This window comes from Herbiconiux sp. SALV-R1, from assembly GCF_013113715.1.
Classification (GTDB): domain Bacteria; phylum Actinomycetota; class Actinomycetes; order Actinomycetales; family Microbacteriaceae; genus Herbiconiux.
In genome coordinates this window covers 3,931,974-3,957,674 of the sequence record NZ_CP053344.1, presented here as the reverse complement: position 1 = coordinate 3,957,674, position 25,701 = coordinate 3,931,974, and the positions used below count along the sequence as shown (strand labels likewise).

General features: G+C 66.8%; 22 protein-coding genes. 8 read left to right on the top strand and 14 right to left on the bottom strand.

Annotated elements, in window-relative coordinates:
- Positions 1 to 12: 12 nt before the first annotated feature.
- The 8 genes from HL652_RS18895 to dnaA form a co-directional block, all read right to left on the bottom strand.
- Positions 13 to 420, bottom strand: a complete 408-nt coding sequence (locus HL652_RS18895) for a DUF3566 domain-containing protein (RefSeq protein WP_171706736.1) — start codon at positions 418 to 420, stop codon at positions 13 to 15.
- A complete protein-coding gene (gene gyrA, locus HL652_RS18890) occupies positions 413 to 2,944 on the bottom strand; it encodes a DNA gyrase subunit A (protein WP_171706735.1) in 2,532 nt (843 codons plus the stop codon). Before gyrA ends, HL652_RS18895 begins: the two co-directional genes overlap by 8 nt.
- A gap of 35 nt (positions 2,945 to 2,979) precedes the next feature.
- Entirely contained in the window at positions 2,980 to 4,953 is a 1,974-nt protein-coding gene (gene gyrB, locus HL652_RS18885; RefSeq protein WP_171706734.1) for a DNA topoisomerase (ATP-hydrolyzing) subunit B, read from the bottom strand.
- A 135-nt stretch (positions 4,954 to 5,088) separates the two neighbouring features.
- Positions 5,089 to 5,580, bottom strand: a complete 492-nt coding sequence (locus HL652_RS18880; RefSeq protein ID WP_171706733.1) for a DciA family protein — start codon at positions 5,578 to 5,580, stop codon at positions 5,089 to 5,091.
- Positions 5,573 to 6,745: a DNA replication/repair protein RecF gene (gene recF / locus HL652_RS18875; protein WP_171706732.1), complete on the bottom strand. Its 1,173-nt coding sequence runs from the start codon at positions 6,743 to 6,745 to the stop codon at positions 5,573 to 5,575. Before recF ends, HL652_RS18880 begins: the two co-directional genes overlap by 8 nt.
- A 37-nt stretch (positions 6,746 to 6,782) precedes the next feature.
- Complete coding sequence (gene gnd / locus HL652_RS18870; RefSeq protein ID WP_171706731.1) at positions 6,783 to 7,670, bottom strand: phosphogluconate dehydrogenase (NAD(+)-dependent, decarboxylating); 888 nt, start codon at positions 7,668 to 7,670, stop codon at positions 6,783 to 6,785.
- Positions 7,671 to 7,711: 41 nt separating this feature from the next.
- Positions 7,712 to 8,857 carry a DNA polymerase III subunit beta gene (gene dnaN, locus HL652_RS18865; RefSeq protein ID WP_171707459.1) on the bottom strand — a complete coding sequence of 382 codons (1,146 nt, stop codon included), beginning with the start codon at positions 8,855 to 8,857 and terminating at the stop codon, positions 7,712 to 7,714.
- A 365-nt stretch (positions 8,858 to 9,222) separates the two neighbouring features.
- Positions 9,223 to 10,545 (bottom strand): chromosomal replication initiator protein DnaA, encoded by a 1,323-nt coding sequence (dnaA, locus tag HL652_RS18860; RefSeq protein WP_371743651.1) that lies wholly within the window; start codon positions 10,543 to 10,545, stop codon positions 9,223 to 9,225.
- 452 nt (positions 10,546 to 10,997) lie between these two features.
- On the opposite strand from dnaA, the gene rpmH reads away from it, so the two are divergent.
- The 8 genes from rpmH to HL652_RS18820 all read left to right on the top strand — a co-directional run bounded on the left by rpmH (position 10,998) and on the right by HL652_RS18820 (position 17,973).
- A complete protein-coding gene (gene rpmH / locus HL652_RS18855) occupies positions 10,998 to 11,135 on the top strand; it encodes a 50S ribosomal protein L34 (protein WP_022895130.1) in 138 nt (45 codons plus the stop codon).
- A gap of 18 nt (positions 11,136 to 11,153) precedes the next feature.
- Positions 11,154 to 11,495 (top strand): ribonuclease P protein component, encoded by a 342-nt coding sequence (gene rnpA / locus HL652_RS18850; RefSeq protein ID WP_171706729.1) that lies wholly within the window; start codon positions 11,154 to 11,156, stop codon positions 11,493 to 11,495.
- Positions 11,492 to 11,803 carry a membrane protein insertion efficiency factor YidD gene (gene yidD, locus HL652_RS18845; protein WP_171706728.1) on the top strand — a complete coding sequence of 104 codons (312 nt, stop codon included), beginning with the start codon at positions 11,492 to 11,494 and terminating at the stop codon, positions 11,801 to 11,803. The genes rnpA and yidD overlap by 4 nt, the downstream gene beginning before the upstream one ends.
- 14 nt (positions 11,804 to 11,817) lie before the next feature.
- Positions 11,818 to 12,783 (top strand): membrane protein insertase YidC, encoded by a 966-nt coding sequence (gene yidC, locus HL652_RS18840; protein WP_171707458.1) that lies wholly within the window; start codon positions 11,818 to 11,820, stop codon positions 12,781 to 12,783.
- Entirely contained in the window at positions 12,780 to 13,298 is a 519-nt protein-coding gene (locus HL652_RS18835; RefSeq protein WP_171706727.1) for a Jag family protein, read from the top strand. Before yidC ends, HL652_RS18835 begins: the two co-directional genes overlap by 4 nt.
- Positions 13,299 to 15,305: 2,007 nt before the next feature.
- On the top strand, positions 15,306 to 15,950 hold the full coding sequence (rsmG, locus tag HL652_RS18830; protein WP_171706726.1) for a 16S rRNA (guanine(527)-N(7))-methyltransferase RsmG: 645 nt from the start codon (positions 15,306 to 15,308) through the stop codon (positions 15,948 to 15,950).
- Between the two features lie 141 nt (positions 15,951 to 16,091).
- Positions 16,092 to 17,009, top strand: a complete 918-nt coding sequence (locus HL652_RS18825; RefSeq protein WP_171706725.1) for a ParA family protein — start codon at positions 16,092 to 16,094, stop codon at positions 17,007 to 17,009.
- Positions 16,999 to 17,973, top strand: coding sequence for a ParB/RepB/Spo0J family partition protein (locus HL652_RS18820; RefSeq protein ID WP_171706724.1), 975 nt, complete (start codon positions 16,999 to 17,001; stop codon positions 17,971 to 17,973). Before HL652_RS18825 ends, HL652_RS18820 begins: the two co-directional genes overlap by 11 nt.
- Here the strand turns inward: HL652_RS18820 and HL652_RS18815 are convergent.
- The 6 genes from HL652_RS18815 to HL652_RS18790 all read right to left on the bottom strand — a co-directional run bounded on the left by HL652_RS18815 (position 17,970) and on the right by HL652_RS18790 (position 25,650).
- Positions 17,970 to 18,935 (bottom strand): D-alanine--D-alanine ligase family protein, encoded by a 966-nt coding sequence (locus HL652_RS18815; protein ID WP_171706723.1) that lies wholly within the window; start codon positions 18,933 to 18,935, stop codon positions 17,970 to 17,972. The two genes, HL652_RS18820 and HL652_RS18815, sit on opposite strands and share 4 nt — an antisense overlap.
- Positions 18,936 to 18,946: 11 nt before the next feature.
- The gene (locus HL652_RS18810) at positions 18,947 to 20,299 is read right to left on the bottom strand and encodes an aminotransferase-like domain-containing protein (RefSeq protein ID WP_171706722.1); all 1,353 of its coding nucleotides are present in this window, start codon (positions 20,297 to 20,299) and stop codon (positions 18,947 to 18,949) included.
- 101 nt (positions 20,300 to 20,400) lie between these two features.
- Positions 20,401 to 20,724 carry a thioredoxin gene (trxA, locus tag HL652_RS18805; protein ID WP_171706721.1) on the bottom strand — a complete coding sequence of 108 codons (324 nt, stop codon included), beginning with the start codon at positions 20,722 to 20,724 and terminating at the stop codon, positions 20,401 to 20,403.
- A gap of 38 nt (positions 20,725 to 20,762) precedes the next feature.
- Complete coding sequence (trxB, locus tag HL652_RS18800) at positions 20,763 to 21,725, bottom strand: thioredoxin-disulfide reductase (protein WP_171706720.1); 963 nt, start codon at positions 21,723 to 21,725, stop codon at positions 20,763 to 20,765.
- Between the two features lie 90 nt (positions 21,726 to 21,815).
- Positions 21,816 to 23,429, bottom strand: coding sequence for a murein biosynthesis integral membrane protein MurJ (murJ, locus tag HL652_RS18795; RefSeq protein WP_171706719.1), 1,614 nt, complete (start codon positions 23,427 to 23,429; stop codon positions 21,816 to 21,818).
- A complete protein-coding gene (locus HL652_RS18790; RefSeq protein WP_171706718.1) occupies positions 23,422 to 25,650 on the bottom strand; it encodes a DUF6049 family protein in 2,229 nt (742 codons plus the stop codon). The genes murJ and HL652_RS18790 overlap by 8 nt, the downstream gene beginning before the upstream one ends.
- Positions 25,651 to 25,701 lie beyond the last annotated feature (51 nt).

Sequence of the window (25,701 nt, the reverse complement as noted above, 5' to 3'; positions counted from 1 at the left end):
CTCCCAATCGGCTTACTTGTTGGTGAACCCGAGCATCACTCCACCGGTGATGCGCACCGCGAGGTTGTAGAGCGCGGCGGCGATCGCGCCGAGCGCCGTGATGACGATGACGTTCAGAAGCGCCACCACGATCGAGAAGCCCATCACCTGCGGCAGCGAGGCGAAGTCGAACAGGTCGAAGTTGCCGGCGCCCGCGATGTCTTGCAGGAGGGTGTTGACGGAGTCGAACACACCGGTCTGGTTGAGCACCGACCAGACCAGGAAGCTGGCGACCACGGTGACGATGCCGAGGATGATGGCGAGGAGGAAGGAGATCTTCAGCACCGACCAGAAGTCGATGTAGACCAGCTTCAGCCGAACCTGCTTGGTGGTGGCGACTCTTGCCGTCTTCTTCGCGAATTTGTCGCCAAGATTACTCATCCGTCGTTACGTCCTCTCCAGGGGCAGACTCTGCCCCTGTGCTCTCTTCGAGCTCCGATTCAAGGTTTCGTTCGGTGTTCTTCGCCACCGCGATGATGCGGTCGTCGTCCGCGAAGCGGGCGAAGACCACGCCCATCGTGTCGCGTCCCTTAGCCGGTACTTCGGCCACGGCAGAGCGTACCACCTTGCCGCTGGCAAGAACCACAAGGACCTCGTCGTCCTCACCGACGATGAGGGAGCCGATGAGGTCGCCCCTCGCCTCGGCGAGTTTGGCCACCTTGATGCCGAGGCCGCCTCGGCCCTGCACGCGGTACTCGTCGACGGAGGTGCGCTTGGCGTACCCGCCCTCGGTGACGATGAACACGAAGCCCTCGTCGGAGACGACGGAGGCGCCCTGGAGGCGGTCGTCGTCGCGGAACTTCATGCCGATGACTCCGGAGGTCGCCCGGCCCATCGGCCGGAGGGCCTCGTCGCTCGCGGTGAAGCGGATCGACATGCCCTTCTTCGACACCAGCAGGAGGTCGGCGTCTTCGTCGACGAGCATCGCCGACACCAGTTCGTCGTCGTCGCGCAGGTTGATGGCGATGATGCCGCCGGTGCGGTTCGTGTCGTACTCGGTGAGCGCGGTCTTCTTCAGCAGCCCGTCGCGGGTGGCGAGCACGAGGTACTTCGCCGTCTTGTAGTCGGGGATGTCGAGGATCTGCGTGATCTGCTCGTCGGCGGCGAGCGCCAGCAGGTTGGCGACGTGCTGGCCCTTGGCGTCGCGCCCGGCCTCCTGCAGCTCGTACGCCTTGGCGCGGTAGACCCGCCCGCGGTTGGTGAAGAACAGCAGCCAGTGGTGCGTGGTGGTGACGAAGAAGTGCTCCACCACGTCGTCGGCCCGCAGCTGCGCGCCCTTCACGCCCTTGCCGCCGCGGTGCTGCGAGCGGTAGTTGTCGCTCCTCGTGCGCTTGACGTAGCCGCCGCGGGTGACCGTGACGACCATCTCCTCTTCGGGGATGAGGTCTTCGATGTTCATGTCGCCGTCGAAGCCGAACATGATCTCGGTGCGCCGGTCGTCGCCGAACTTGTCGACGACCTCGGTGAGCTCCTCGACGATGATCTCGCGCTGACGCGCGGGCGAGCCGAGGATGACGTTGTACTCGTCGATCTTGAGCTGCAGCTCGTCGGCCTCGTCTTGGATCTTCTGACGCTCGAGCGCGGCGAGCCGGCGCAGCTGCAGCTCGAGGATGGCGCGGGCCTGCAGCTCGTCGATGTCGAGCAGGTCGATCAGGCCGTCGCGGGCCTCTTCGACGGTGGGCGAGCGGCGGATGAGCGCGATCACCTCGTCGAGGGCGTCGAGCGCCTTGAGGTAGCCGCGCAGGATGTGCATGCGGGCCTCGGCCTCACGCAGCCGGTAGGCGGTGCGACGCACGATGACGTCGATCTGGTGCGAGACCCACTCGGTGATGAAGCCGTCGAGCGGCAGGGTGCGCGGGATGCCGTCGACGATCGCCAGCATGTTGGCGCCGAAGTTGTCCTGCAGCTGCGTGTGCTTGTAGAGGTTGTTGAGCACCACCTTCGCCACGGCGTCGCGCTTCAGCACGATGACGAGGCGCTGGCCGGTGCGGCCGGAGGTCTCGTCGCGGATGTCGGCGATGCCGGCGAGCTTGCCGTCCTTCACCAGATCGGCGATCTTGATGGCGAGGTTGTCGGGGTTCACCTGGTAGGGCAGCTCGGTGACCACGAGGCAGGTGCGGCCCTGCAGTTCCTCCACGTTCACCACGGCGCGCATGGTGATCGATCCGCGCCCGGTGCGGTACGCATCCTGAATGCCCTTGACGCCGAGGATCTGCGCGCCGGTCGGGAAGTCGGGGCCCTTGATCCGCTGGATGAGCGCCTCCAGCAGCTCCTCCCGCTCGGCCTCGGGGTTCTGCAGGTACCAGATCGCACCCTCGGCGACCTCGCGCAGGTTGTGCGGCGGGATGTTCGTGGCCATGCCGACCGCGATGCCCACGGAGCCGTTGACCAGGAGGTTCGGGAAGCGGCTCGGCAGCACGATCGGCTCGAGGGTGCGGCCGTCGTAGTTGTCCTGGAAGTCGACGGTCTCTTCCTGGATGTCGCGCACCATCTCGAGGGCGAGCGGAGCCATCTTCGTCTCGGTGTACCGGGGTGCAGCCGCACCGTCGTTGCCGGGAGAGCCGAAGTTGCCCTGGCCGAGCGCCAGCGGGTAGCGCAGCGACCACGGCTGGATGAGGCGCACCAGCGTGTCGTAGATCGACGAGTCGCCGTGCGGGTGGAACTGACCCATCACCTCGCCGACGACGCGCGCCGACTTCGAGAAGGCGCGGTCGGGCCGGTAGCCGCCGTCGAACATGGCGTAGATCACGCGGCGGTGCACGGGCTTCAGGCCGTCGCGCACGTCGGGGAGCGCGCGGCCCACGATGACGCTCATCGCGTAGTCGAGGTAGGAGCGCTGCATCTCGAGCTGCAGGTCGACCTGCTCGATGCGGTCGCCGGGCGCGGGGGTCAGTTCATCCGTCATGTGTCAGTAGTCAGTCTCTGTCGAGGCCCGAGGGCTCAGATGTCGAGGAAGCGGACGTCTTTGGCGTTCTTCTGGATGAAGTTGCGCCGCGACTCCACGTCTTCGCCCATCAGGGTGGAGAAGATCTCGTCGGCCGCCACGGCGTCGTCGAGGGTGATCTGGCGGAGGGTGCGGGTGTCGGGGTCCATCGTCGTGTCCCACAGCTCCTTGTAGTCCATCTCGCCGAGACCCTTGTAGCGCTGGATGCCGTTGTCTTTCGGGATGCGCTTGCCTGCCGCCTGCCCGTCGACCAGCAGTGCGTCGCGCTCGGCGTCGGAGTACACGTACTCGTGCGGGGCGTTCGACCACTTGAGGCGGTAGAGCGGGGGCATCGCGAGGTACACGTAACCCAGCTCGATGAGCGGCCTCATGTAGCGGAACACCAGGGTGAGGAGCAGGGTCGTGATGTGCTGGCCGTCGACGTCGGCGTCGGCCATGAGCACGATCTTGTGATACCTGGCCTTCTCGGGGTTGAAGTCCTCCCCGATGCCAGCGCCGAAGGCCGTGATCATCGCCTGCACCTCGGCGTTGCCGAGCGCGCGGTCGAGGCGGGCCTTCTCGACGTTCAGGATCTTGCCGCGGAGGGGCAGGATGGCCTGCGTCTCGGGGTTGCGGCCCTGGATGGCGGAGCCGCCGGCCGAGTCGCCCTCCACGATGAAGATCTCGCTGCGGGAGGGGTCGCGGCTCGAGCAGTCCTTGAGCTTGCCGGGCATGCCGCCGCCCTCGAGCAGCCCCTTGCGCCGGGTCTGCTCGCGGGCCTTGCGGGCGGCGAGGCGGGCCTGCGAGGCCTGGATGGCCTTGCGGATGATGTCGCGCGCCTGCACCGGGTTGCGGTCGAACCAGTCGGTGAGCTCGGTGCCCACGACACGCTGCACGAACGCCTTCGCCTCGGTGTTGCCGAGCTTGGTCTTGGTCTGGCCCTCGAACTGCGGCTCGGCCAGCTTGATCGAGATGACCGCCGTCAGACCCTCGCGCACGTCGTCGCCGGAGAGGTTGTCGTCCTTCTCCTTGATGATGTTCTTCTCGCGCGCGTACCTGTTCACCAGCGTGGTGAGCGCGGCGCGGAAGCCCTCTTCGTGCGTGCCGCCCTCGTGGGTGTTGATGGTGTTGGCGTAGGTGTGCACGCTCTCGGTGTAGGCGGTCGTCCATTGCATCGCGACCTCGAGGGCGATCTTGCGATCGGTGTCCTCCGACTCGAACGAGATGATCTCCTCGTTCACGAGATCGGCCTTCTTCGAGGTGTTGAGGTACTCGACGTAGTCCTTCAGGCCGTTCTCGTAGAGATAGGTGACGACGGTGTCGTCCTCCGTGCCGTCTTCGCCGCCGCGCTCGTCGGTGAGCGTGATGCTGAGGCCCTTGTTGAGGAAGGCCATCTGCTGGAACCGTGCGCGCAGCGTCTCGTAGTCGAACACGACGGTCTCGAAGATGTCGGGGTTCGGCCAGAAGGTGGTCTTCGTGCCGGTCTCGTTCGTCGACTCCCCCTTCTCCAGCGGAGCGAGCGGCACGCCGATCTTGTAGCTCTGCCGGTAGACGTTGCCCTGCCGGCGCACCTCCACGTCGAGCTCGCTCGACAGCGCGTTCACCACCGACGAGCCCACGCCGTGCAGACCACCCGAGACGGCGTACCCGCCGCCGCCGAACTTGCCGCCGGCGTGCAGCACCGTGAGCACGACCTCGACGGTCGACTTCTTCTCGGTGGGGTGCATGTCGACCGGGATGCCGCGGCCGTTGTCGACGACCGTTATGCCGCCGTCCTTCCGCATCACCACTTCGATGTGGGTGGCGTAGCCGGCGAGTGCTTCGTCGACCGAGTTGTCGACGATCTCGTACACCAGGTGGTGGAGACCGCGCGGGCCCGTCGAACCGATGTACATGCCGGGGCGCTTGCGCACCGCCTCGAGACCTTCAAGAACCTGGATCTGGTCCGCGCCGTACTCGTTCTCTGGGTGGACCTTGTCCGATTCAGACATATAGATGGGGCTCCTTGGTGTCGCGCCCACCGGCCGGGCAAGACGACCCTTAATTCTATCAAAGGAAGGGTGGGAAACGGCCCTCAGACGCCCCGCTGACGTGTTTATTTCGCGAGGTTGACCACATTTGCCCTGTCAACCGTAAGTATCGCGAGGACCCCGGCCTGGAATCGATCTGGAGCCCCGTTTCCAGGACGGGGCGTGGGGGGCTTCGAAGCGGATCGACTCGATGCCCGCGTCGGGGAACCTCTGCGCGATGGTCGTCATGATGAGCACACGCATGTGGCGCAGCTGCGTCGCCCAGGCCGTGGAGTCGCATCTGACGGTGAGCACCGCGTCGGTGATGCCGACCGGCGTCGAGTGCTCCGCGGTGTCGGGGCCCGCGATCTCCTTCCACGCCAGCAGCAGGTCGGACTTCGCCAGCGAGCTCGTCCAACCCAGCTCGCTCTCGAGCCCCGCCATCACGTCGCCGAGACCGCGCGGGTCGCGACCCTTCCCGTAGGGCACGTTCGCCTCGTCGTCGTCGCCGGAGCTCCTCCCCTTCTTCTGGCGCCATCGCGCGGCCCGAGCATCCGCGTTTCCGAACACGCCCTTCAGTCGCAGGTAGACGTTCTGCGCCTCAGACATCGACGGGCTCCTCCACGATGCGGCCGGCCTGGATGCGCACGGTGTGCGCGGTGAGCGCGTCAGGCACGTCGTCGTACACCGCCGCGGTGATGAGCACCTGCTCGTAGTCCTTCACCGCATCCGCCAGCCTCGCCCGCCGGCGCTGGTCGAGCTCGGCGAAGACGTCGTCGAGGATGACGATGGGGTCGCCCGTCGACGAGTCGGAGCGCAGCAGTTCGGCGCACGACAGCTTGAGCGCGAGTGCGAACGACCACGACTCGCCATGGCTCGCGTACCCCTTCGCCGGCAGGCCGTTCAGCGTGAACAGCACGTCGTCGCGGTGCGGCCCGCAGAGCGTGATGCCGCGGTCGCGTTCGGCGCGCGCCACCCGCTCGAGCGCCACGCGGAACGCCTCGGCGAGTGCCTCGCGCGTCGGCGATCCGGCCGAGACGGTGCCCGTCTCCTCGTCGTCGGACTCCGGATGCTCGGCCAGCACGCTCAGCACCACCTCGAGCGCCGGCTCCTGCTCCGACCCGGCGACCGCCTGGTACGCCTCGCGCACGAACGGGGCGAGGGCCGCGACCACGGCGATGCGCTCAGCCATGATCTCGGCGCCGAGTTCGACCAGCCGCTCGTTCCACAGTTCGAGCGTCGGCAGCTTCGCGTCGCGGAGTCCGGATGCGCGGGCCGACTTCAGAAGGGCGTTGCGCTGCTTGAGCACGCGCTCGTAGTCGGCGAAGACGCCGAGGAGACGCGGCGTCTTCGCGCCGAGGAGTGCGTCGACGAAGCGGCGCCGCGTCGACGGCTCGCCCCTGATGAGCGCGAGGTCTTCGGGGGCGAACAGCACGGTCGAGATGTAGCGCGGCAGGTCGCGGGGCTTGACGGCCGCACGGTTCACCTGGGCGCGGTTCGCGGCGGCACGGTTGAGCTGCAGTTCCACCAGCAGCTCTCGCTCCTCGTGCCCGAGCCGTGCTCGCACGATCGCCGAGTCCCGACCGGCGCGGATGAGCGCGTGATCGGTCGAGACCCGGTGCGATCCGAGGGTGCTGAGGTAGCCGAGCGACTCCACCAGGTTGGTCTTGCCCTGCCCGTTGCTGCCCACGAACAGGTTCGGGCCGGGCGCCAGCTCGACCTCCGCGGTCTCGTAGTTGCGGAAGTCGGTGAGGCTGAGGTGGCGGACGATCACGGCCGGCGGAACTCGGCTGACGACGCGGGCTGTGCGGTCAGTCGAGCTCCTTGACCGCGTGACCACCGAACTGGTTGCGCAGCGCGGCGACCGCCTTCATCGACGGCGAGTCCTCCTGGCGCGAGACGAAGCGGGCGAAGATCGACGCGCTGATGGCGGGCATCGGCACGGCGTTCTCGATCGCCTCCTCGAGGGTCCAGCGGCCCTCGCCCGAGTCCTCGACGTAGCCCTGGATGTCGTGGAACTCGGGGTCGGCCTCGAGGGCGCGCACGAGGAGCTCGAGCAGCCACGAGCGCACGACGGTGCCGCGCTGCCAGGCCTTGAAGGTGCCCGTGACGTCTTTGATGATGTCCTTCTTGGCGTCGAGCAGCTCGTAGCCCTCGGCGTAGGCCTGCATGATGCCGTACTCGATGCCGTTGTGCACCATCTTCGCGTAGTGGCCCGCTCCGACCTCGCCCGCGTGCACGAAGCCCTCGTCGCGCGGACCCTCCGGGCGCAGCGCGTCGAAGATCGGCATGGCGCGCTCGACGTTCTCGGCGGTGCCGCCGACCATGAGGCCGTAGCCGTTCTCGAGGCCCCAGACGCCGCCGGAGACTCCGGCGTCCATGAACTGGATGCCCTTCGGCGCGAGGAACTCGGAGTGCTTGAAGTCTTCGGTCCACTTCGAGTTGCCGCCGTCGATGATGAGGTCGCCCTCGTCGAGCACCTCGGCGAGGTCGTGGATGACCGAGTCGGTGATGGCCCCGGCCGGAACCATCACCCAGACGATGCGCGGAGCCGGCAGGGCCGCAGCGAGGGCCTTGAGGTCGGGCACGTCGCTCACGGCGGGGTTGGTGTCGTAGCCGACCACGTCGATCCCGGCGTTCTTCAGGCGGGCACGCATGTTGTTGCCCATTTTGCCCAGGCCGATGAGTCCGATGTTCATGTTCGACTGTCTCCTTGCGTGAGGTTGGTGAGGAGGGGGTGTCAGCGCAGCAGAAGGTTGGGCTGCAACAGGTACTTGTAGTCGTCGGAACCGGGCTGGTCTTTCGACGACTGGCTCGTGATGAGCACGGGGCCCGGCTTGTTCGGGTTGTCGGTCTTCGTGAACGAGATGCGCACGAACTCCGAGTGCACGGCGGAGAGCCCGTCGAGCAGGAACTGGGGCTTCAGCGACACGACCGTGTCGTCACCCGTGAGCAGCGCGTCGATCGACTCGGAGGCCTGCGCCTGCTCGGATCCGATGGCTTCGAGGGTGACGCCGTCGATGGTGAAGGTGAAGCGGAGGGCGGCCTCGCGCTCGAGCACCAGCGAGACGCGCTTGGTCGCCTCGATGAGGTCGGCGGTGTTGATGACGGCGTAGTTGTCGACCGTCTCGGGGAACAGCCGCTTCACCGGCGGGAAGTTGCCCTTGATGAGCAGCGTCGTGACGGTCTTCTTGTCGGACTTGAACGCGATGAGCTCGCGGTCGTCGCTGTTGGTGATGGCCACCGAGATGGTGCCGGCGTTGCCGAAGGTCTTGCCGACCTCTTGCAGGGTGCGCGCCGGCACGAGGGCGGTCGCGCTCGTGGTGCCGGAGTCGTTCGAATCCCAGTCGATGTTGCGCACGGCCACGCGGTAGCGGTCGGTCGCGACCAGCGAGATGGTGTTCTCGGTGACCTCGAGCTGGACACCCGTGATGACGGGGGTGACGTCGTCACGGGATGCGGCGACGGCCACCTGGGAGACGGCCGCCGAGAACTGCTCGGCGGGCAGCAGGCCCGACTCGGCGCCGACCTGCGGGAGGGTGGGGTACTCCTCGACCGGCATGCTCAACAGGGTGAAGCGGGCCGAGCCGCAGCTGACGACGATGCGGCTGTCTTCGGTGGCGAAACGCACCGGGGCGTTCGGCAGACGGTTCGCGATGTCGGAGAGCAGGCGGCCCGAGACGAGCACCACACCGGGCTCCTCGACGTCGGCGGCGATCTGCGTCTGCGCAGACACCTCGTAGTCGAAGGAGGAGAGGGTGAGACCCTCGTCGTTCGCCTCGATGAGTACACCGCTGAGGATCGGCAGCGTGGTGCGCTGCGGCAGCAGCTTGACGGCGAATGACACGGCTTCGCTGAAGACGTCTCGGTTTACTTGGAACTTCACGAAGTCACCTCTGTCGGTGTTGGAGACCTGGGGTCGCTCCATGCTATCGGGTGGAGGACTTGTCATTCGGGTCGCGTCCGCACCCGCCCGAAGCGCGTCGAGGTTATCGGAGGGATTTTCATTAAGAGAGATTTTTTAATGGTCTTAACGCCTGTGGATATGTGGATAAATCTGTTTAAACCGCGCCGATTCCGGAAACTACATCTTTGTGAGTTGTCGAATCCGTGTGAACGACATGGGGACGCGGTCGACGCCCGGGTGACGTCTCGATGAACGAATCCACATCCTCGCTCGAGTGATCAACATCTCGAGCCGGTTTATCCACATTCTTTTCACAATCTGTGGACAACCGTGTCAGGAGTCGCTCAGGCGCCCTTGTAGCGCTGGTTGTGCTTGATGCGGTTCGAGATCTCGGTGACCTGGTTGTAGATCGACCGCTTCTCGGTCATCAGCTTGCCGATCTTGTTGTTGGCGTACATCACCGTGGTGTGGTCGCGGCCACCGAACAGCTGGCCGATCTTCGGCAGCGACAGGCTCGTCATCTCACGGCAGAGGTACATGGCGATCTGGCGTGCGGTCGCGATCGCCTGCGATCGCGACGAGCCGTAGAGGTCGTCGACCGAGAGCCTGAAGTACTCGGCGGTGTGGTTGATGATGTCGACCGGGGCGATGACGTTGTCGTCGTCGAGGGTGATGAGGTCTTTCAGCACCGTCTGCACGAGCTGCATGTCGACCGGGGTGCGGTTGAGGCTGGCGAACGCGGTGACGCGGATGAGGGTGCCCTCGAGCTCCCGCACGTTCGAGGAGACCTTCGACGCCATGAACTCGAGGATGTCGTCGGGCACCCGGAGCCGCTCGCTCTGCGCCTTCTTGCGCAGGATGGCGATGCGGGTCTCGAGGTCGGGGGTCTGCACGTCGGTGATGAGTCCCCACTCGAAGCGGGTGCGCATCCGGTCTTCGAACCCGGTGAGGTGCTTGGGCGGCAGGTCGGAGGTGATGACCACCTGCTTGTTGTGGTCGTGCAGGGTGTTGAAGGTGTGGAAGAAGGCCTCCTGCGTCTCGGCCTTGCCCTGGAGGAACTGGATGTCGTCGATGAGCAGCAGGTCGATGTCGCGGTAGCGACTGTGGAAGGCGGCGCCGCGGTTGTTCGCGATCGAGTTGATGAAGTCGTTGGTGAACTCCTCCGAGCTCACGTAGCGCACCCGCACGCCCGGGTAGAGCGAGATGGCGTAGTGGCCGATGGCGTGGAGCAGGTGCGTCTTGCCGAGCCCGGAGTCACCGTAGATGAAGAGCGGGTTGTAGGCCTTGGCCGGCGCCTCGGCCACGGCGACCGCCGCCGCGTGGGCGAAGCGGTTGGAGCCGCCGATGACGAAGTTGTCGAAGCTGTACTTCGGATTGAGGCGGGTGTCGTTGTTCCGGAGCGGCCCCACGGTCTCCTGCACGGCGGGTGCGCTCTGCACGATGGGGTCGGTGAAGCTCGCCTCGGGGGCCGGGTCGGTGACGGTGACGGTCTCGAAGCCGTCGACGTCGGGGTTTACAACCACCGAGAAGTTGGAGACGGCGAGGCGCGGGTCGAGGGTGCCGAGTGCGGTGAGCAAGGAGGGGCGCACGCGTTGCTCGAGCATGTCGCGGGTGAAGTCGTTCGGCACCTCGAGGTAGAACGAGCCGCCCAAGATGCCCTTCGGCACCACGAGGCCGAGGAAGCCCTTCAGCTGTGGGGTGATGCGCTCGTCGTGCGCCAGCACGTCGAGCACCGAGCGCCAGTTGTCTTCTGTCGAACCGGCACCGTCAGCCAAGGAAACTCCTGTCGAACCTTCAATTGCATGCCGAACCCGTCCGTTCGACCGCTGCCGATTTCGCGCGCCCCCGCCGGCTGTGAATAACTGTAGGAAGCTACGCTAGTGACTGCCATGCCGGAGGGCAAGTTCGCTGTATTGACGGGCCGCGTGTCCTACACAACTTCTGTCCACAGGATGTGGATAATTGATTCTTTGCGGCATCCCGTTTGACCCACGGCGATTCAGGCCGTAGGTTTAATCAGTTGACTCGTGGACCTCTGTCCACACACCCCCACGTCGTCACGACGCGACCACTTCACGGCGGCGAACCATTCGAACGCCGGCCGATCACGGAGATCAAGATGAGCAAGCGAACCTTCCAGCCGAACAACCGCCGCCGCGCCAAGGTGCACGGCTTCCGTCTGCGCATGCGCACCCGCGCGGGCCGTGCGATCCTCTCGGCTCGCCGCCGCAAGGGCCGCACCGAGCTCTCCGCCTGAGTTCTCCCTCGCCCGGCGGTGTTGGCCTCAGCCAATCGCATCACCCACGGTGGTGACTATCGCGCCACCGTCAGACGTGGTTCGAAACACGTGGGGCCCAACACCGTCACCTACATTCGCGCATCCGATTCGTCGTCGGATGCGCGTTTCGGGTTCATCGTGGCGAAGACGGTCGGCGTCGCCGTCGTGCGCAACCGGGTTCGCCGGCGCATGAAGGCCGCCTGCTACGAACTCCTCCCCCACGTGCGACCGGGAGTCGACGTGGTGGTGAGGGCGCTACCCGGAGCCGCGTCCCAGCCTTACCGGGTACTGTTCGATGAACTGTCGCGTTCTCTCACCAAAGGATCCGTGCTCGCATGACGTCGGTGTTGACCGCGCTGCTGCTCCTCCCCCGCAATCTCGCCGTTCTGGTGCTGCGTGGGTACCGGGCCGTGATCTCTCCGCTCTACGGTGATGTCTGCCGCTACTACCCCTCCTGCTCCTCCTACACTCTGCAGGCCATCCAGCAGCGCGGGCTCATCGTGGGTTCGGCCCTCGGCGTCTACCGCATCGCGCGCTGCCACCCCTGGGCGAAAGGCGGCGTCGACGACGTGCCGCCGCTTCGCCGCTTGAGATATCGGCTCACGCCGTTCGGTTTCGTCGTACCAGCTAGCCACGGAAAGGGCTGACCCGACCCATGGAAATCCCGTTCATCGATACCATCCTCTGGCCCATCAAGTGGGTGGTGGAGCTGATCCTCGTGGCCTGGCACTGGGTGTGGACGGCCATCGGCCTCGACCCGGCCGCCGGCCTCACCTGGGTGCTGTCGATCGTCGGTCTCGTCATCGTCGTGCGCGCGGCGCTCATCCCCATCTTCGTGCGGCAGATCAAGAGCCAGCGCAAGATGCTCGAGGTCGCGCCGCAGCTGAAGAAGATCCAAGACAAGTACAAGGGCAAGAAAGACCAGTTCTCGCGTGAGGCGATGTCGCGCGAGACGATGGAGCTCTACCGCAAGACGGGCACCAACCCGCTCGCCTCCTGTCTGCCCCTGCTGCTGCAGATGCCCATCTTCTTCAGCCTCTTCTCGGTGCTCAACAACGCGCAGAAGGGTCAGGCCGGCGTCGGCCCCCTCGATGCCGCACTCGGCAAGCAGTTCGGTGACGCGACGCTGTTCGGTGTCGCTCCTCTCCACGACACCTTCATCGGTGCCTGGAACGCCGGCGGACCGTGGCAGGTGATGCTGATCGCGGGCCTCATGGTGGTGCTGATGACGGCGTCGCAGTTCTACACGCAGCTGCAGATCATGGCGAAGAACCAGTCTCCGGAGGCCAAGGAGAGCCCGATGTACCGGCAGCAGCGCATCCTGCTGTACATCCTCCCCCTGGTGTTCGTGTTCTCGGGTGTGGCCTTCCCGCTCGGTGTCATGTTCTACTGGCTCACCTCGAACTTCTGGACCATGGGTCAGCAGTTCCTCGTCATCCGCAACATGCCGACCCCCGGTAGCGAGGCGGCGAAGGCGCGTGAGGAGCGACTCGCTCGACGCGGCAAGCTGGAGCCCAAGAAGGGTGCCACCGGTGAGATCGAGGCGGCACCCGAACCCCCCAAACCCACCCAACGACAGCAGCCGGTGAGCAAGAACCGCGCGAAGAAGCAAGGCGGCAAGAAATGAGCGACGTGACCGAGACCACCATCGACCTTGAGGCCACCCCGGCTGCGGCAGTCGAGCCCACCGACACCGTCGACGAGGGCGATGTCGCTGCCGACTACATCGAAGAGCTGCTTGACATCTGCGACCTCGACGGCGACATCGACATCTCGGTGACCGATGGTCGCGCGTACATCTCGGTGAACGCCTCGGGCGACAGCAACCTCCGCCTGCTGTCGCGGCCCGACACCGTGTCGGCGCTGCAGGAGCTCACTCGCCTGGCCGTGCAGACGAAGACCGGCGAGTTCTCGCGCCTCATCCTCGACGTCGGCGGCAGCCGCGAGCAGCGGCAGCGCGAGCTCGAGAAGCTCGTGACCTCGGCGATCGCCGAGATCGAGGCCGGCGCGGGCGCGGCCGCCCTCGAGCCGATGTCGTCGTACGAGCGCAAGCTGGTGCACGACATCGTCGCCGACCGCGGCTTCACCTCCGAGTCCGAGGGCGAGGGCCGCGACCGCCACACGGTCATCCGCCGCGCCTGACCCCTCCCCCTACCACCCACCCGACGAAGGGCCGGTGAGCGCCTCCGGCGCCCCGGCCCTTTCTCGTCCCCGCCCTCGAATTACATGGGTGTAATTCCCGTGAGGCATCCTCGCAGTCGCCTTCCTCGATCAGCCCGTTGCGCGCGTAACATCGAAAGAGCACAAACCGCCCATTCAAGCGCCTCCAAGCGGCACTTCGCGCCCACTCGAAGAGAAGCCGGACGTCCCGCCCCCTTAATTCCTTGACACGCTTGCAACGGTGGCTGTTTCATCGCGGGAGATCGCGGCCGAGCCGAGTATGACCCCCGACGCTCCGTGGCGTGACCACGCGTCGTGCGCGGGATCTTCTCCATCGCCGCGAGTGCCAGCGCCGCACGTGCACAACTTCACCCGGGTCAGCGCCGGTCGCTGACGATCGTCTGCACGCAGTCGACCCCCGCGCGCGTCATGATGGCACTTTGCGCCTCGTCGACACCACATGGGACGTCGGGCCGATCCGCCGCCCCGTCGCTCCAACAGCCCGCGGCATCGACGCAAGGAAAGCGAAGGGGGGTGCGAAATCGACGGCGTCTCCAGTCCTGGCCCGCGGTCGACTGGTCGCATTAGACCCCCTCACGGCAGTACATCTCGCCCTTGCGTTCGCGCTAGGGGCGAGGTGGGTGTTGATCTCCGATCAAATCCGGCTAGCGGGTTCCACGTGAGCCGTGGTTGATTCGCGCCATTGCGGCGGCGCGGCATGCTGGCGTACCTGGCCCGGGCCCCTCCGATGAGAGCTGTCGCCCGGCCACGAACCGCACCTCGTGCCGGGACGCGGCACTATGTGACGAGCCAACCAGACGACGTCCTACCTGCCTTCCTTACCTTGACGCGGCTGTCGAGGCAATTCGACCTCAGGGACCGATGACGGGAAACTCGGTTAGGTCATGCAATCTGCGTGGTCCAACGAGTCGGCACATATTGAGCCGCAGTCCCTTCACCAGCAGTCGCAGAGACAGGCGGGGCGTGTTCGCGATCCCTGGCGTGACAGGCGCCTTTCGACCCGTCGCAACCGCCGCCCTCCCCTACCTTCAAGCGGCAGTTGATGACTGCGATCAGAGGATTGACGGTTGCCCCGGTCGCCGCAGCCGAGCGATACTTTCGAGCGACTTTCGTCTTCTCCCGCGGCTGATTCATCCCGATCAGTGGAAGGACACAATCATCCTTCACCCGTCGCAATCCGCACTCACGGGCTCGGCGCTGCGCTTTCGGGACTTCTCGGTGAGCTACTTCGAGCTGTCGGCCTCTCACTCTCGTTGTGGAGCCAACGCTGGTGGTGTCGATGGGGAGGGGCTGCGGGCGGGCCAATCCGCTACCTAGCCGGTGCAATCGGTCCAATGATTTCCTGTCATGCCTCGCTTCGTATTTCGTTGGGATGGGGTTCCGTTCCCCTAGATGTTTCACGTGAAACATCGCGGCAGCTTGCGGTCGCCCGGTCCATCTCATACCGACCTCAACCGGCCCGGCGCGCGTTTGGGGTTCGACCCGCCCGTTCACGTCGACGGCCCGGATGCGGCTCGTGTGCGCAATGTCGGACACCTCGCCGGAAATTTGGGGTGACTGCGCCGGCACCTTGAATCAGTCGGTTCGGTTCGAGTCCTATCGCGGCGCGGGTGCGTTCGGTCGAATGGAAACCGACTGGTTATCTCCGGATGATGTTCCGCCGAACACTCACGGAGCCGATGCCCGACCCTTGCGTTCTAGACGCGGCGCCCCGCGCCTTGCCACCGTGAAAAATGAGATATCCACCTTGGCGGGCGGCTGACGAATGTTTCACGTGAAACACCGACACCAGGTTCGCGCGACTGGTTGGTTCACAGCGGAGGTCTCGCGTGCTCCAGTGTGCGCGAATCTCCGAGCGCTAGACTTGAGCGTTCGTGGACCCGCGCCTCTGCAGTGCGAGGGACGCTGGGTTGGTCGGCGGGCTCGATGTTTCACGTGAAACATGTATCGTGGTGAGGGAGCGTGTTCGTGTCGGAGAATGAAGCCTCGACGCCGGAGCAAGAACCAGAGGTCGCGCGCGTTATTTTTGGCGATCGAATCGAACTGGCGCGGCAGTACACCGATGATCTGATTGCGCGAGGTGAAAAGTTGGGTCTCATTGGTCCGCTCGAGCTATCCCGCATCTGGACGCGGCACATCGTTAACTGTGCTCTTGTCGCTCCCCTCCTGCGCCCCGGCATGGTCGGCGATATCGGGAGTGGCGCCGGTTTACCAGGAGTCGTTCTGGCCATCGCTCGACCTGATGTGGACTTCGTGCTGATCGAGCCGATGGAGCGCCGGGTGGCGTGGCTCGAAGAGCAGCGCGCGGCTCTAGGTCTCGACAACGTGACGGTCGTGCGGGCTCGCGCCGAGGAGTACCGGGGGCAGACCACCCTCGACCAGGTCACCGCCCGCGCAGTCAGTGCCTTCGCGAAGCTCATTCCTCTCTGCGCTCCTCTTCTCAATCCAAGCGGCGAGATGGTGCTCATGAAGGGCGCCGGCGCGCAGCGCGAGATCGAGGCAGCCGAGAAGGCCATCCGTCGCTACAAACTGACTGGTGTCGAGGTTCTGGAGCTCGGCGCCGACCGTGATCTGGAGATCACCCGCGTCATCCGTGCCAGCGTTCCCGCCTGACATCAGCCCCAAGGCACCAGCCAGCCAGGTTTCGCCGCGACACGCGGGAGCGCACGGCGTTCTTGGGTAGCATCGAAGTCTGCCCTCCCGGTTCCACAGCCCCCGATGTTTCACGTGAAACATGTCGACAGGATGAAGTGAATGACCACCAGTGATTCCACCGCTTTCGATGCGACGACTCCACTGGCTCGAGAACTGGCAGACCTCTCGCAGCGCCGTCGTCGGTTGGCGACGAGAGAGTTTCCCCTCCCCCACTCGTCGCGGGTGCTGACGGTCGCCAACCAGAAGGGTGGTGTGGGGAAGACGACGACCACCGTCAACCTCGCTGCGGCACTCGCGCGCGAGGGAGCCCGTGTTCTCGTGATCGACCTCGATCCTCAGGGCAACGCATCCACAGCGCTCGGCGTCGACCACCGCGGTGAGCTCCCGAGCGTCTACGACGTGCTCATCCGTGACGAAGACATCGCCGATGTGGTGCAGGCAAGCCCTGAGAACGAGCGCCTCTTCTGCCTACCGGCCACCATCCACCTGGCCGGCGCAGAGATCGAACTCGTCCCTATGGTCGCCCGCGAACAGCGTCTCCGTGGCGCGCTCGACCGCTTCCTCGCCGCGAAGGAGCGCGAAGGCGAACCCTTCCACTACGTCTTCATCGACTGCCCACCGTCGCTCGGCCTGCTCACCATCAACGCCTTCGTCGCAGCGCGTGAGGTTCTCATCCCCATCCAGTGCGAGTACTACGCGCTGGAGGGCCTCAGTCAGCTCCTCAACAACATCAGCCTCATCGAGCGCCACCTCAACCCGACACTCGCGGTCTCGACTATCCTGCTCACCATGTACGACGGCCGCACCCGACTCGCCTTCCAGGTAGCCGAAGACGTGCGTGAGCACTTCCCCGAGCAGACGTTGCAGGCGGTCATCCCGCGATCCGTGCGCATCTCAGAGGCCCCGAGCTACGGGCAGACCGTGATCAGCTTCGACCCCAGTTCCCCCGGCTCGATCTCGTATCTCGAGGCTGCCGCCGAAATCGCAGAAAGAGGAGCGTCACAGCGTGGCCACTAAGAAGAGAGCCGGCCTCGGCCGCGGCATCGGAGCCCTCATCCCCACCGACGAGCCTCGGCTCGAGGGTGCCCGCCCGGTGGACGTGTTCTTCGACGCCCCCCGCCCCGCGGCGACCGACACGCAGCTCGTGTCGGTGCCCGGTGCGCGTCTCGCGCAGCTCGACCCCGCATCCATTGTTCCGAACGCCAAGCAGCCCCGCAGCGTCTTCGATCCCGCCGACCTCGCCGAGCTCGTGCACTCGATCCGCGAGATCGGTGTGCTCCAGCCCATCGTCGTGCGCGAACTCCCCCGTGAAGACGGCGCCGAGCAGCAGTACGAACTCGTGATGGGCGAGCGGCGTCTGCGTGCGACGAAGGAGGTGGGCCTCGACACGATCCCCGCCGTCATCAAAGACACCGCCGACGAAGACATGCTGCGGGATGCGCTGCTCGAGAACCTGCACCGCAGCCAGCTCAATCCACTCGAAGAGGCCTCCGCCTACCAGCAGTTGCTCGACGACTTCGGCATCACCCAAGACCAGCTCGCCGAGCGGATCGGCCGGTCACGCCCGCAGATCACCAACACCCTCCGCCTTCTGCGTCTCCCCCCGTCGGTGCAGAACCGTGTCGCAGCTGGGGTGCTCAGTGCGGGGCACGCCCGCGCCGTGCTCGCCGTCGGAGACGTCGACGCGATGACCAAGCTCGCCGACAAGATCGTGAACGAAGACCTGTCGGTGCGAGCGGCCGAGGCGCTCGCCTCAGAAGCCCCCAAGCAGTCGCGAGCGAAGACGACCGCGGGGGCGAAGCGCGGCCACCTCGACGAGATCGGTGAACGCCTCGGCGACCGCCTGAACACTCGCGTGCGAGTGAGCCTGGGGCGCACGAAGGGTCAGATCGTCATCGACTTCGCCACGATCGGCGACCTCAACCGCATCCTCTCCGAGCTCGGAGAAGATGGCTTCGGGGGTGGCGAGGGTTCGGCCTAGCCGCGCTCGTCGCGGAGCGCGACCTCGCCGATCTGCTCGTACACCGCACCCAGCGTGAAGCCGGCGGCGAGGATGCCCTGCGGCACCGTCGACGTCTCGGTCAGACCGGGGAGGACGTTCGCCTCGAGGAACCACGGCACCCCCGCGGCGTCGACGATCAGGTCGACGCGCGAGATGTGCCGGAGGCCCAGCGCAGTGTGGATCTCGAGTGCCGCGCGCTGAGCGTTCGCCGCGGTCTCGGCATCGAGGCGAGCGGGGGCGTAGAAACTCGTCTCCCCCGCGTTGTAGCGCGCTTCGAAGCTATAAATGCCTGATCGGGGATCGATTTCGACTGCAGGAAGAGCGAACGGACCGTCCCCCAGGTCGACGATGCCGACCGAGATCTCGACACCGCGCACGCGCTGCTCGATGAGCGCCACCTCACCGTAGGTGTAGGCGTCGACGACGGCGCGAGGCAGATCGTCGGGCGTCTCGAGCACGCCGACCCCGAGCGCCGAACCGCCCATGGCCGGCTTCACCACGAGGTCGCCTCCGAGCGATTCCAGCACCAGGGCGAGCACCTGCGTGGCGCCGAGCTCACGGAAGCTGTCGCGAGGAAGCGTGATCGACCGCGGCGTGGCGAGACCGGCGCGCTCCACGATCTCCTTGGCGGTCGGCTTGTGCCAGGCCAGCCGCGCCGTGTTCGACCGCGATCCGACGTAGGGCACCCCGAGCATGCCGAGCAGGGCGCGCAGCGCGCCGTCTTCTCCGCTCGCACCGTGGAGGGCGGGCCACACCAGGTCGGGACGGTTGTCGGCGAGGAAGGGCAGGAGTGACGCATCCGGGTCGCGAAGCGTGACCGAGTGACCGCGCTCGAGGAGGGCGTCGGCAACCCGGCGGCCCGACCGGAGCGACACGTCGCGCTCGTGGGAGATACCGCCGGCGAGCACCACGACGGTGCGGGGAGTGGTTTCGTCGGACATGGGGTCGATCCTCAATCCAGGTTGGGCGGGGGCGCGGAGTAGTTGCGATCGCGGACGGTCTCGAGGGGGCCGGTCGCCGAGAAGGTCTCCAGCAGGTCGAGCTCGCCGTTGATGACCGACTGAAGACGCCGGATGCCGACCTTGATCGCCTCGGGCGTCGGGTAGCAGAACGAGAGACGGATGTTGTTGCGCCCGCCGCCGTCGGAGAAGAACGCGGTACCCGGCGTGTAGGCGACGAGCTCCTTGACCGCACGCGGCAGCATCTGCTTGGAGTCGAGGTAGGGCGGGAGCGTGAGCCAGACGTAGAAGCCGCCGTCGGGGTTCGTCCAGCTGAGATTCGGCAGGTACTCGGTGAGAGCCGAGATCATCGCCTCCTTGCGCTCGCGGTAGACGCCGCGGAAGCGGTCGACCTGGGCGCGCCAGTCGATGGAGTCGAGGTATTCCGACACGACCAGCTGGCTGAACGAGCTCGGCGAGAGCACCGCCGCCTCGTTGGCGAGGATGAGCTTCTCACGCACCGCGTGGGGCGCGAGCGCCCAGCCGACACGGAAACCGGGCGCCAGGGTCTTCGAGAACGTGCCGAGGTAGATGACGCCGTCCTGCTCGACCGAGCGCATGGCGGGCGGTGGCGGGGCGTCGAAGTGCAGCAGGCCGTACGGGTTGTCTTCGAGCACGAGGATGTCGTTCTCACGGGCGATCTCGAGGATCTCGAGCCGCCGCTCCCAGCTCAGCGTCACACCCGCGGGGTTCTGGAACGAGGGGATCGTGTAGAGCAGCTTGATCTTCTTGCCGGCGGCCTTCAGCCGTGCGATGTTCTCCCGCAGCGACTCCGGGATCATGCCGTGCTCATCCATCAGCACATGGTGTGTCTCGGCCTGGAACGACCTGAAGATCACCATCGCCGTGACGTAACTCGGCCCTTCGGCGAGCACGACGTCTCCCGGGTCGATGAACAGCTTCGTCACCAGCTCGAGCGCGTGCTGCGAGCCGGTGGTCACCACGACGTCGTCGGCGCTGGCACGGATGCCCTCCATGGCCATGACGTCGAGGATCTGCTCGCGCAGCTTCGGAACGCCCTGACCCGAACCGTACTGCAGCGCGACGGGGCCCTGCTCGCGCATGACGCGGTTCATGGAGTCGATGACGAGCTCCTGCGGCAGGGCCGAGACGGCCGGCATGCCACCGGCGAGCGAGACCACTTCGGGGCGGGAGGCGACGGCGAACAGGGCGCGCACTTCGGAGGCGGCGAGGCCGGCCGTGCGCTCGGCATAGTTGTAGTACCAGGGATCGAGGTTGTTACCTGACTGCTGTGGAGGGTTGTGGCTGCTCACTGACGTACATCCCGACGTAGACCGAAATTCCATCGTAGAACACGACAAAGTGGCCCGGCGCAAGGATGCGGCGGGCCACTCGTCAGGAACTGGCCGTCAGGCGCGTTCCCGGGGGTTCGACGGGGTCGAGGCGATCAGATGAAGGCCGCGAGGTCGGCCTCGAGGGCCGCCTTGGGCTTTGCGCCGATGATGGTCTTGACGACCTCGCCGCCCTGGTAGACCTTGAGGGCGGGGATCGAGGTGATCTGGTACTTCATCGCGGTCTGCGGGTTGTCGTCGACGTTGAGCTTCACGATCTCGATCTTGTCGCCGTGCTCGGCGGCGATCTGGTCGAGGATCGGGGCGACGGCACGACACGGGCCGCACCACTCGGCCCAGAAGTCGACGAGGATCGTCTTCTCGGACTTCAGGACATCGGCGTCGAAGGTGGAGTCGGAGACTGCCTTGGCGTTGGACATGGCTTCCTTCTTTCGTGGGGAGGGGGAGTTCGGATGCGCTACTCGGCCGGAACCAGGTCGCGGGCTTCGGCGGCGGCCTGGTCGAGCGACGCGAGGAACTCCTCGGCGTCGAGCGCGGCGACGGTGCCCGAGGCAGCCGCGGTGACGGCCTGCCGGTAGTGCGGGTCGATCACGTCACCGGCGGCGAACACGCCGGTGAGGTTGGTCTTGGAGGATCGGCCCGCCACGGCGATGGTGCCCTCGGGGGTGAGGTCGAGCTGACCGTGCACGAGGTGCACGCGCGGGTCGTTGCCGATGGCCACGAACAGGCCCTGCACCTCGAGGGTGCTCTCCTCGCCCGTGACGGTGTCGCGCAGCTGCAGGGCCTCGACCGCGTTCTCGCCGCTGATGCCGACGACCTCGGAGTTCCACACGAACTCGATCTTGTCGTTGCCGAACGCGCGTTCCTGCATGATCTTCGAGGCACGCAGGGAATCCTTGCGGTGCACGACGTAGACCTTCTCCGCGAAGCGGGTGAGGAAGGTGGCCTCCTCCATGGCGGAGTCGCCGCCGCCCACCACGGCGATGGTCTTGGTCTTGAAGAAGAAGCCGTCGCAGGTGGCGCACCACGAGACACCGCGGCCGGAGAGCCGCTCCTCGTCGTGGAGACCGAGCTTGCGATAGGCCGAACCCGTGGCGAAGATGACCGAGCGGGCTTCGAAGGTGCCGGAGTACCCGGTCTCGACGACCTTGACCTCGCCCGAGAGCTCGAGGCGGGTGACGTCGTCGAGCACGACCTCGGTGCCGAAGCGCTCGGCCTGCTCCTGCAGCTTCATCATGAGCTCGGGACCCTGCACACCCTGCGGGAAACCGGGGAAGTTCTCGACCTCGGTGGTGTTCATCAGGTCTCCGCCCGCCTCGACGCTCGAGGCGAGGAGCAGGGGCTTGAGGCCGGCACGGGCGGCGTAGATGGCCGCCGTGAACCCGGCGGGGCCCGACCCGATGATGATGATCTCGCGCATGTCTACTGTCTCCTGAAATGAGGGCGGGCACGGTGCTGCCGGGTCCGTCGAGCGGTACAACACATCCTAACCGCGCACTATTCCGCGCGGTCAGCGGCCGAGACGGGCCCTCAGGGGACCCAGAGCGTCTTTCAACTCGGGCGAACGGATGAGGAACAGGGCTCCCAGATAGACGGCCAGCATCACCACGCCGATGACCGCCATGGAGATGAGAGGGCCGACGAAACCCGAGGTGGGGAAGTCGCCACCGAGGAGGGCCTGGAGGGCGAGATACGTGCCCACGCCGGCGGCCGCCGACGGCAGGGCGGCGAGGGCGAAGCGCAGGAAGCTGACGACGACGGTGCGGCCGCCCACTCCCCCGAGCTTGCCGCGGATCATGACGCCCGCGACCAGGGTCTGGATCGCGGTGGCCAGCGAGAGCGCGAGGGCGAGACCGACGGCGATGAGGTCGGCGGGAAGGAACGCGCATCCGATGGCCAGGGCCGTGAAGATGGTCGCCTGGAGCACCTGGAGGAAGAACGGCGTCTTGGTGTTGCTGAGCGAGTAGAACACCCGCTGGAGGACGAACAGGGCGCTGAACGGCACGAGCCCGACCACGAAGGCGATGAGCACGTTGCCCATGGCCACGGACTGCCCGACGTTCTCGGTGAACAGGCTGGAGAAGGGATAGGCGACGACGATCAGCACGACCGTGCCGAGCACCATGAAGAGCCCGGTCACCCGGATGGCGGCCGAGACGTCGCCTCTGAGCTCGACGGTCTCGCCGCGGTTCGCGTGGCCCGACATCTTGGTGAAGTAGGCGGTGACGATCGAGACGGTGATGATCGAGTGGGGCAGCATGAAGATGAGCCAGGCCGCTTGGATGGTCGCCACCGACGCTGCGTCTCCCGACGCGATCGAGGCCACCATCGTCTCGACCAGACCGGCCGCCTGCGTGACCAGCAGCATGCCGAAGGTCCAGCCGGCGAGCTTGCCCGCGGCACCGAGGCCCACCCCGCGCCAGCGGAAGTCGGGACGGTAGTGGATGCCCGCCCTGCGCCAGAAGACGAACAGCACCAGGGCCTGGCAGGCCACGGCGAGAGTGGTGCTCCCGGCGAGCACGACGATCTTGTCGGGCGACCAGTCGCTGACCAGTCGTTCGCCGCTCGGGTCGGCGCCGAACAGCACGATGAAGGTGACCAGACCCGCGATCGAGACCACGTTGTTGACCAGCGGCGCCCAGGTGAACGGCCCGAAGACGCTCTTGGCGTTGAGCACCTCGCCGAGCACCGTGTAGAGCCCGTAGAAGAAGATCTGCGGCAGGCACCAGAACGCGAAGGCGATGCCGAGGGCCCGTTGCTCGGGCGACCAGCTCGGCGCCGACACGGTCACCAGCACGGGGGCGGCGAGGGTCGCGACCACGGTCGTGCCCGCGAGGATGACCATGGCGATGGTCAGCAGCTTGTTGATGTAGCCCTTGCCGCCGTCGCTGTGCAGGGTCGCCCGCACGATCTGAGGCACCAGGACGGCGGAGAGGGTGCCGCCCGCGATGATGGCGTAGATGTTGTTCGGCAGCTGGTTGGCCACCGCGAAGGCGTCAGCGCTCGCACTTCCGACCACACCGATGGTCTGCGCCAGGATGATGGTGCGCACGAAGCCGAGCACCCGCGACACCATCGTGCCCGAGGCGAGGAAGAGGCTGGCGCGACCGATGCTGCTAGCCATGGGACGCATCCGTCTCGCTCGGTGCTTCGCGGTTGCGCTTGCGGCGTCGCAGGATGTTGCGCACGAGGCCGAAGCCGAACAGCAGCACCAGGAGGATCGCGACGATCACCGTGCCCCAGGTCTCCCAGTCGGCACTCACGTTCACCAGCACGGGGGACGGCACCGACACGAGCACGCCTGTGGGGCTCAGCACCTGGAAGCTCAGGGTCACCGGTCCGTTCGCGACGCCGGCTTCGAGGGGGATCTGGGCGCCCTTGCGCGAGTTCGCCTCGATGGTGACCTCGATGTCGCTCTTCTCCACGACCAGGCGGCCGTTCGAGGGCGTGACGTGCACGACCACGTTCACCGGATAGGGCAGGTCGTTGCTCAGGGTGACCGGCAGATTGGCCTGGTTCGCCACCATGTTGATGTTCGAGCCGTCGACGATCTGCACCGAGCCGAGAGTGGTCGCCGTGGTCTCGCGCGCGGCGTCGACGGCGACGTCCCAGCCCCCGGTGTTGGTGGTCCAGGCGTTCGAGAGCAGGGCGAGCAGGTTCGCCTGCTGCGAGCCTGAGAGCAGCGACGGGTCGACCAGCACGGAGGAGAAGGCGTCGACGCCGCGCGCGTCGGAGAGCAGCGCGGCGATGCTGTCGATGCGCTCGGCGGGCTGGGGGGAGTCGGTGAGCGTGAGGGGCTGCTCGAACGCCCCGGTGAGGAGGGCCTCAAGCGGAGAGGGCTGCGACCACGGGGCTCGACCCACCACGGACATCGCCTCACCCAGGTCGCTGAGGTTCATGGTCTCCCGGTCGAGCACCGCGAGCACCTTCACCCCGGGGGCGCCGGAGGGCACGATGCCGTGCTCGGCGGCCACCGCGAGCGAGGCCGAGAGCGCGGCGTAGGCAGCGTCGCGGCTCGTGTCGGTGGTGGCGGAGAGGGCGTCTTGCAGCGCGTCGGAGACGACGTGGTCGGAGACGAGCACCTGCTGGGCGCCGAGCCGCGCGGTGGCCGCGACGGGCGCGGGGTCGGCGGCGCCCGACTCGCCGCTGTCGCTCTCCTGGGGCGTCGCGGTGAGCTGCTCCGAGTCGATGATGGTGCGCTCGTAGCCGGAGGAGGCGAACACCGGGAGGTCGTCGCCGACCACCGTGCCCCCGCGAGGCCAGGCGATGGTGCTCGAGGTGTAGTCCCAGGCCAGGAGCTGGTCGAGAGTGGGCACCGACGCGGCCGCCGGGGTGGGCGACGGGCTCGCGGTGACGGCCCCCGCATCCGGAACCGAGGTGGGCTCGATGAGCTCGTCGACGTCGGTGAAGTCGGCGCCGCGCAGCGCGTAGGAGAAGGAGGTGGGCTGCAGCACCTGGGTCGCGCCGGCCTGACGCTCGCCCGAGATGTCGGAGTCGCCGAAGGTGAGCGGGATGATGGGGTTGCTCGCCTGGTCGAGGCGCTGCAGCCACGCCACGGCCGAGTCGGGGGCGGCCGAGCCGAGCGCCCGGATGGAGACGATGATGCGCGGGTCGACGGCGATGGTGACCGGCTGGTCGATCACCGCGTCGAGCTCGCGGGTGAGAACGCCGGTGTCGCTCGTGAAGGCCTCCAACGCTGCCGATTGGATGAGCCCGGTCGAACTCGCCACGGTCGTGATGGGGGCGATGACCGTGAGGTCGGCCGGCGCGGGGGCGGATGAGGCGGGGTCGTTCCAGACGATCGACGAACGGGCGACCGTGGTGACGCCGTCGATGGTCGCCGACACCGAGACGGGATAGACGCCCCAGCCATCGAGGGCCGCGTCGAGCTGGGCCGCGGGGACGCTCAGCTGCACCATGTGGGTGACGCCGGGCGAGACCGCCGTGGACGCCACCGAGGCGAGCGGGGTGAGCTCGGGCGCAGCTCCGTCACCGTCGCTGCCGTCGAGCCAAGAGCCGAGGGTCGACACCGAGTCGAAGGGGGTGTCACCGAGCGAGACGGTGAGGGGTGTGTCGACGGTGCGGCCCTGACTCGGGTTCGCGATCTCGACGGCGAGCTGCAGCTCCGAGCCCGGGCCGGCGACGCCGTCGTTCGCGGGAGCCAGGGTGAGGGTGGGGGCAGCCGCCGAGGTCCCCGTGAGGTCGACCTCGGTGCTGAGCCCGGTGGTGCCGCTGCCGCCAGCGGTCGCCGGCTCGGCCGCCTGCGACGCGCTCGGCGCGGGGGTCGCGAACAGAGCACCGGCGACGAGCGCGCAGGCTGCGATCGCGGGCGCAACTCGGGACATCCGACGCGCTGGTGAGTTCATAGGCCGACGGAGTGCGCGCCCGGTGACGCT

Excerpts from the sequence above, each read along its gene's own strand:
- HL652_RS18895 (WP_171706736.1), bottom strand. The coding sequence starts at position 420 with ATGAGTAATCTTGGCGACAAATTCGCGAAGAAGACGGCAAGAGTCGCC.
- gyrA (WP_171706735.1), bottom strand. The coding sequence starts at position 2,944 with ATGACGGATGAACTGACCCCCGCGCCCGGCGACCGCATCGAGCAGGTC.
- gyrB (WP_171706734.1), bottom strand. The coding sequence starts at position 4,953 with ATGTCTGAATCGGACAAGGTCCACCCAGAGAACGAGTACGGCGCGGAC.
- HL652_RS18880 (WP_171706733.1), bottom strand. The coding sequence starts at position 5,580 with ATGTCTGAGGCGCAGAACGTCTACCTGCGACTGAAGGGCGTGTTCGGA.
- gnd (WP_171706731.1), bottom strand. The coding sequence starts at position 7,670 with ATGAACATCGGACTCATCGGCCTGGGCAAAATGGGCAACAACATGCGT.
- rpmH (WP_022895130.1), top strand. The coding sequence starts at position 10,998 with ATGAGCAAGCGAACCTTCCAGCCGAACAACCGCCGCCGCGCCAAGGTG.
- yidD (WP_171706728.1), top strand. The coding sequence starts at position 11,492 with ATGACGTCGGTGTTGACCGCGCTGCTGCTCCTCCCCCGCAATCTCGCC.
- HL652_RS18835 (WP_171706727.1), top strand. The coding sequence starts at position 12,780 with ATGAGCGACGTGACCGAGACCACCATCGACCTTGAGGCCACCCCGGCT.
- HL652_RS18825 (WP_171706725.1), top strand. The coding sequence starts at position 16,092 with ATGACCACCAGTGATTCCACCGCTTTCGATGCGACGACTCCACTGGCT.
- HL652_RS18815 (WP_171706723.1), bottom strand. The coding sequence starts at position 18,935 with ATGTCCGACGAAACCACTCCCCGCACCGTCGTGGTGCTCGCCGGCGGT.
- HL652_RS18810 (WP_171706722.1), bottom strand. The coding sequence starts at position 20,299 with ATGGAATTTCGGTCTACGTCGGGATGTACGTCAGTGAGCAGCCACAAC.
- trxA (WP_171706721.1), bottom strand. The coding sequence starts at position 20,724 with ATGTCCAACGCCAAGGCAGTCTCCGACTCCACCTTCGACGCCGATGTC.
- trxB (WP_171706720.1), bottom strand. The coding sequence starts at position 21,725 with ATGCGCGAGATCATCATCATCGGGTCGGGCCCCGCCGGGTTCACGGCG.
- murJ (WP_171706719.1), bottom strand. The coding sequence starts at position 23,429 with ATGGCTAGCAGCATCGGTCGCGCCAGCCTCTTCCTCGCCTCGGGCACG.
- HL652_RS18790 (WP_171706718.1), bottom strand. The coding sequence starts at position 25,650 with ATGTCCCGAGTTGCGCCCGCGATCGCAGCCTGCGCGCTCGTCGCCGGT.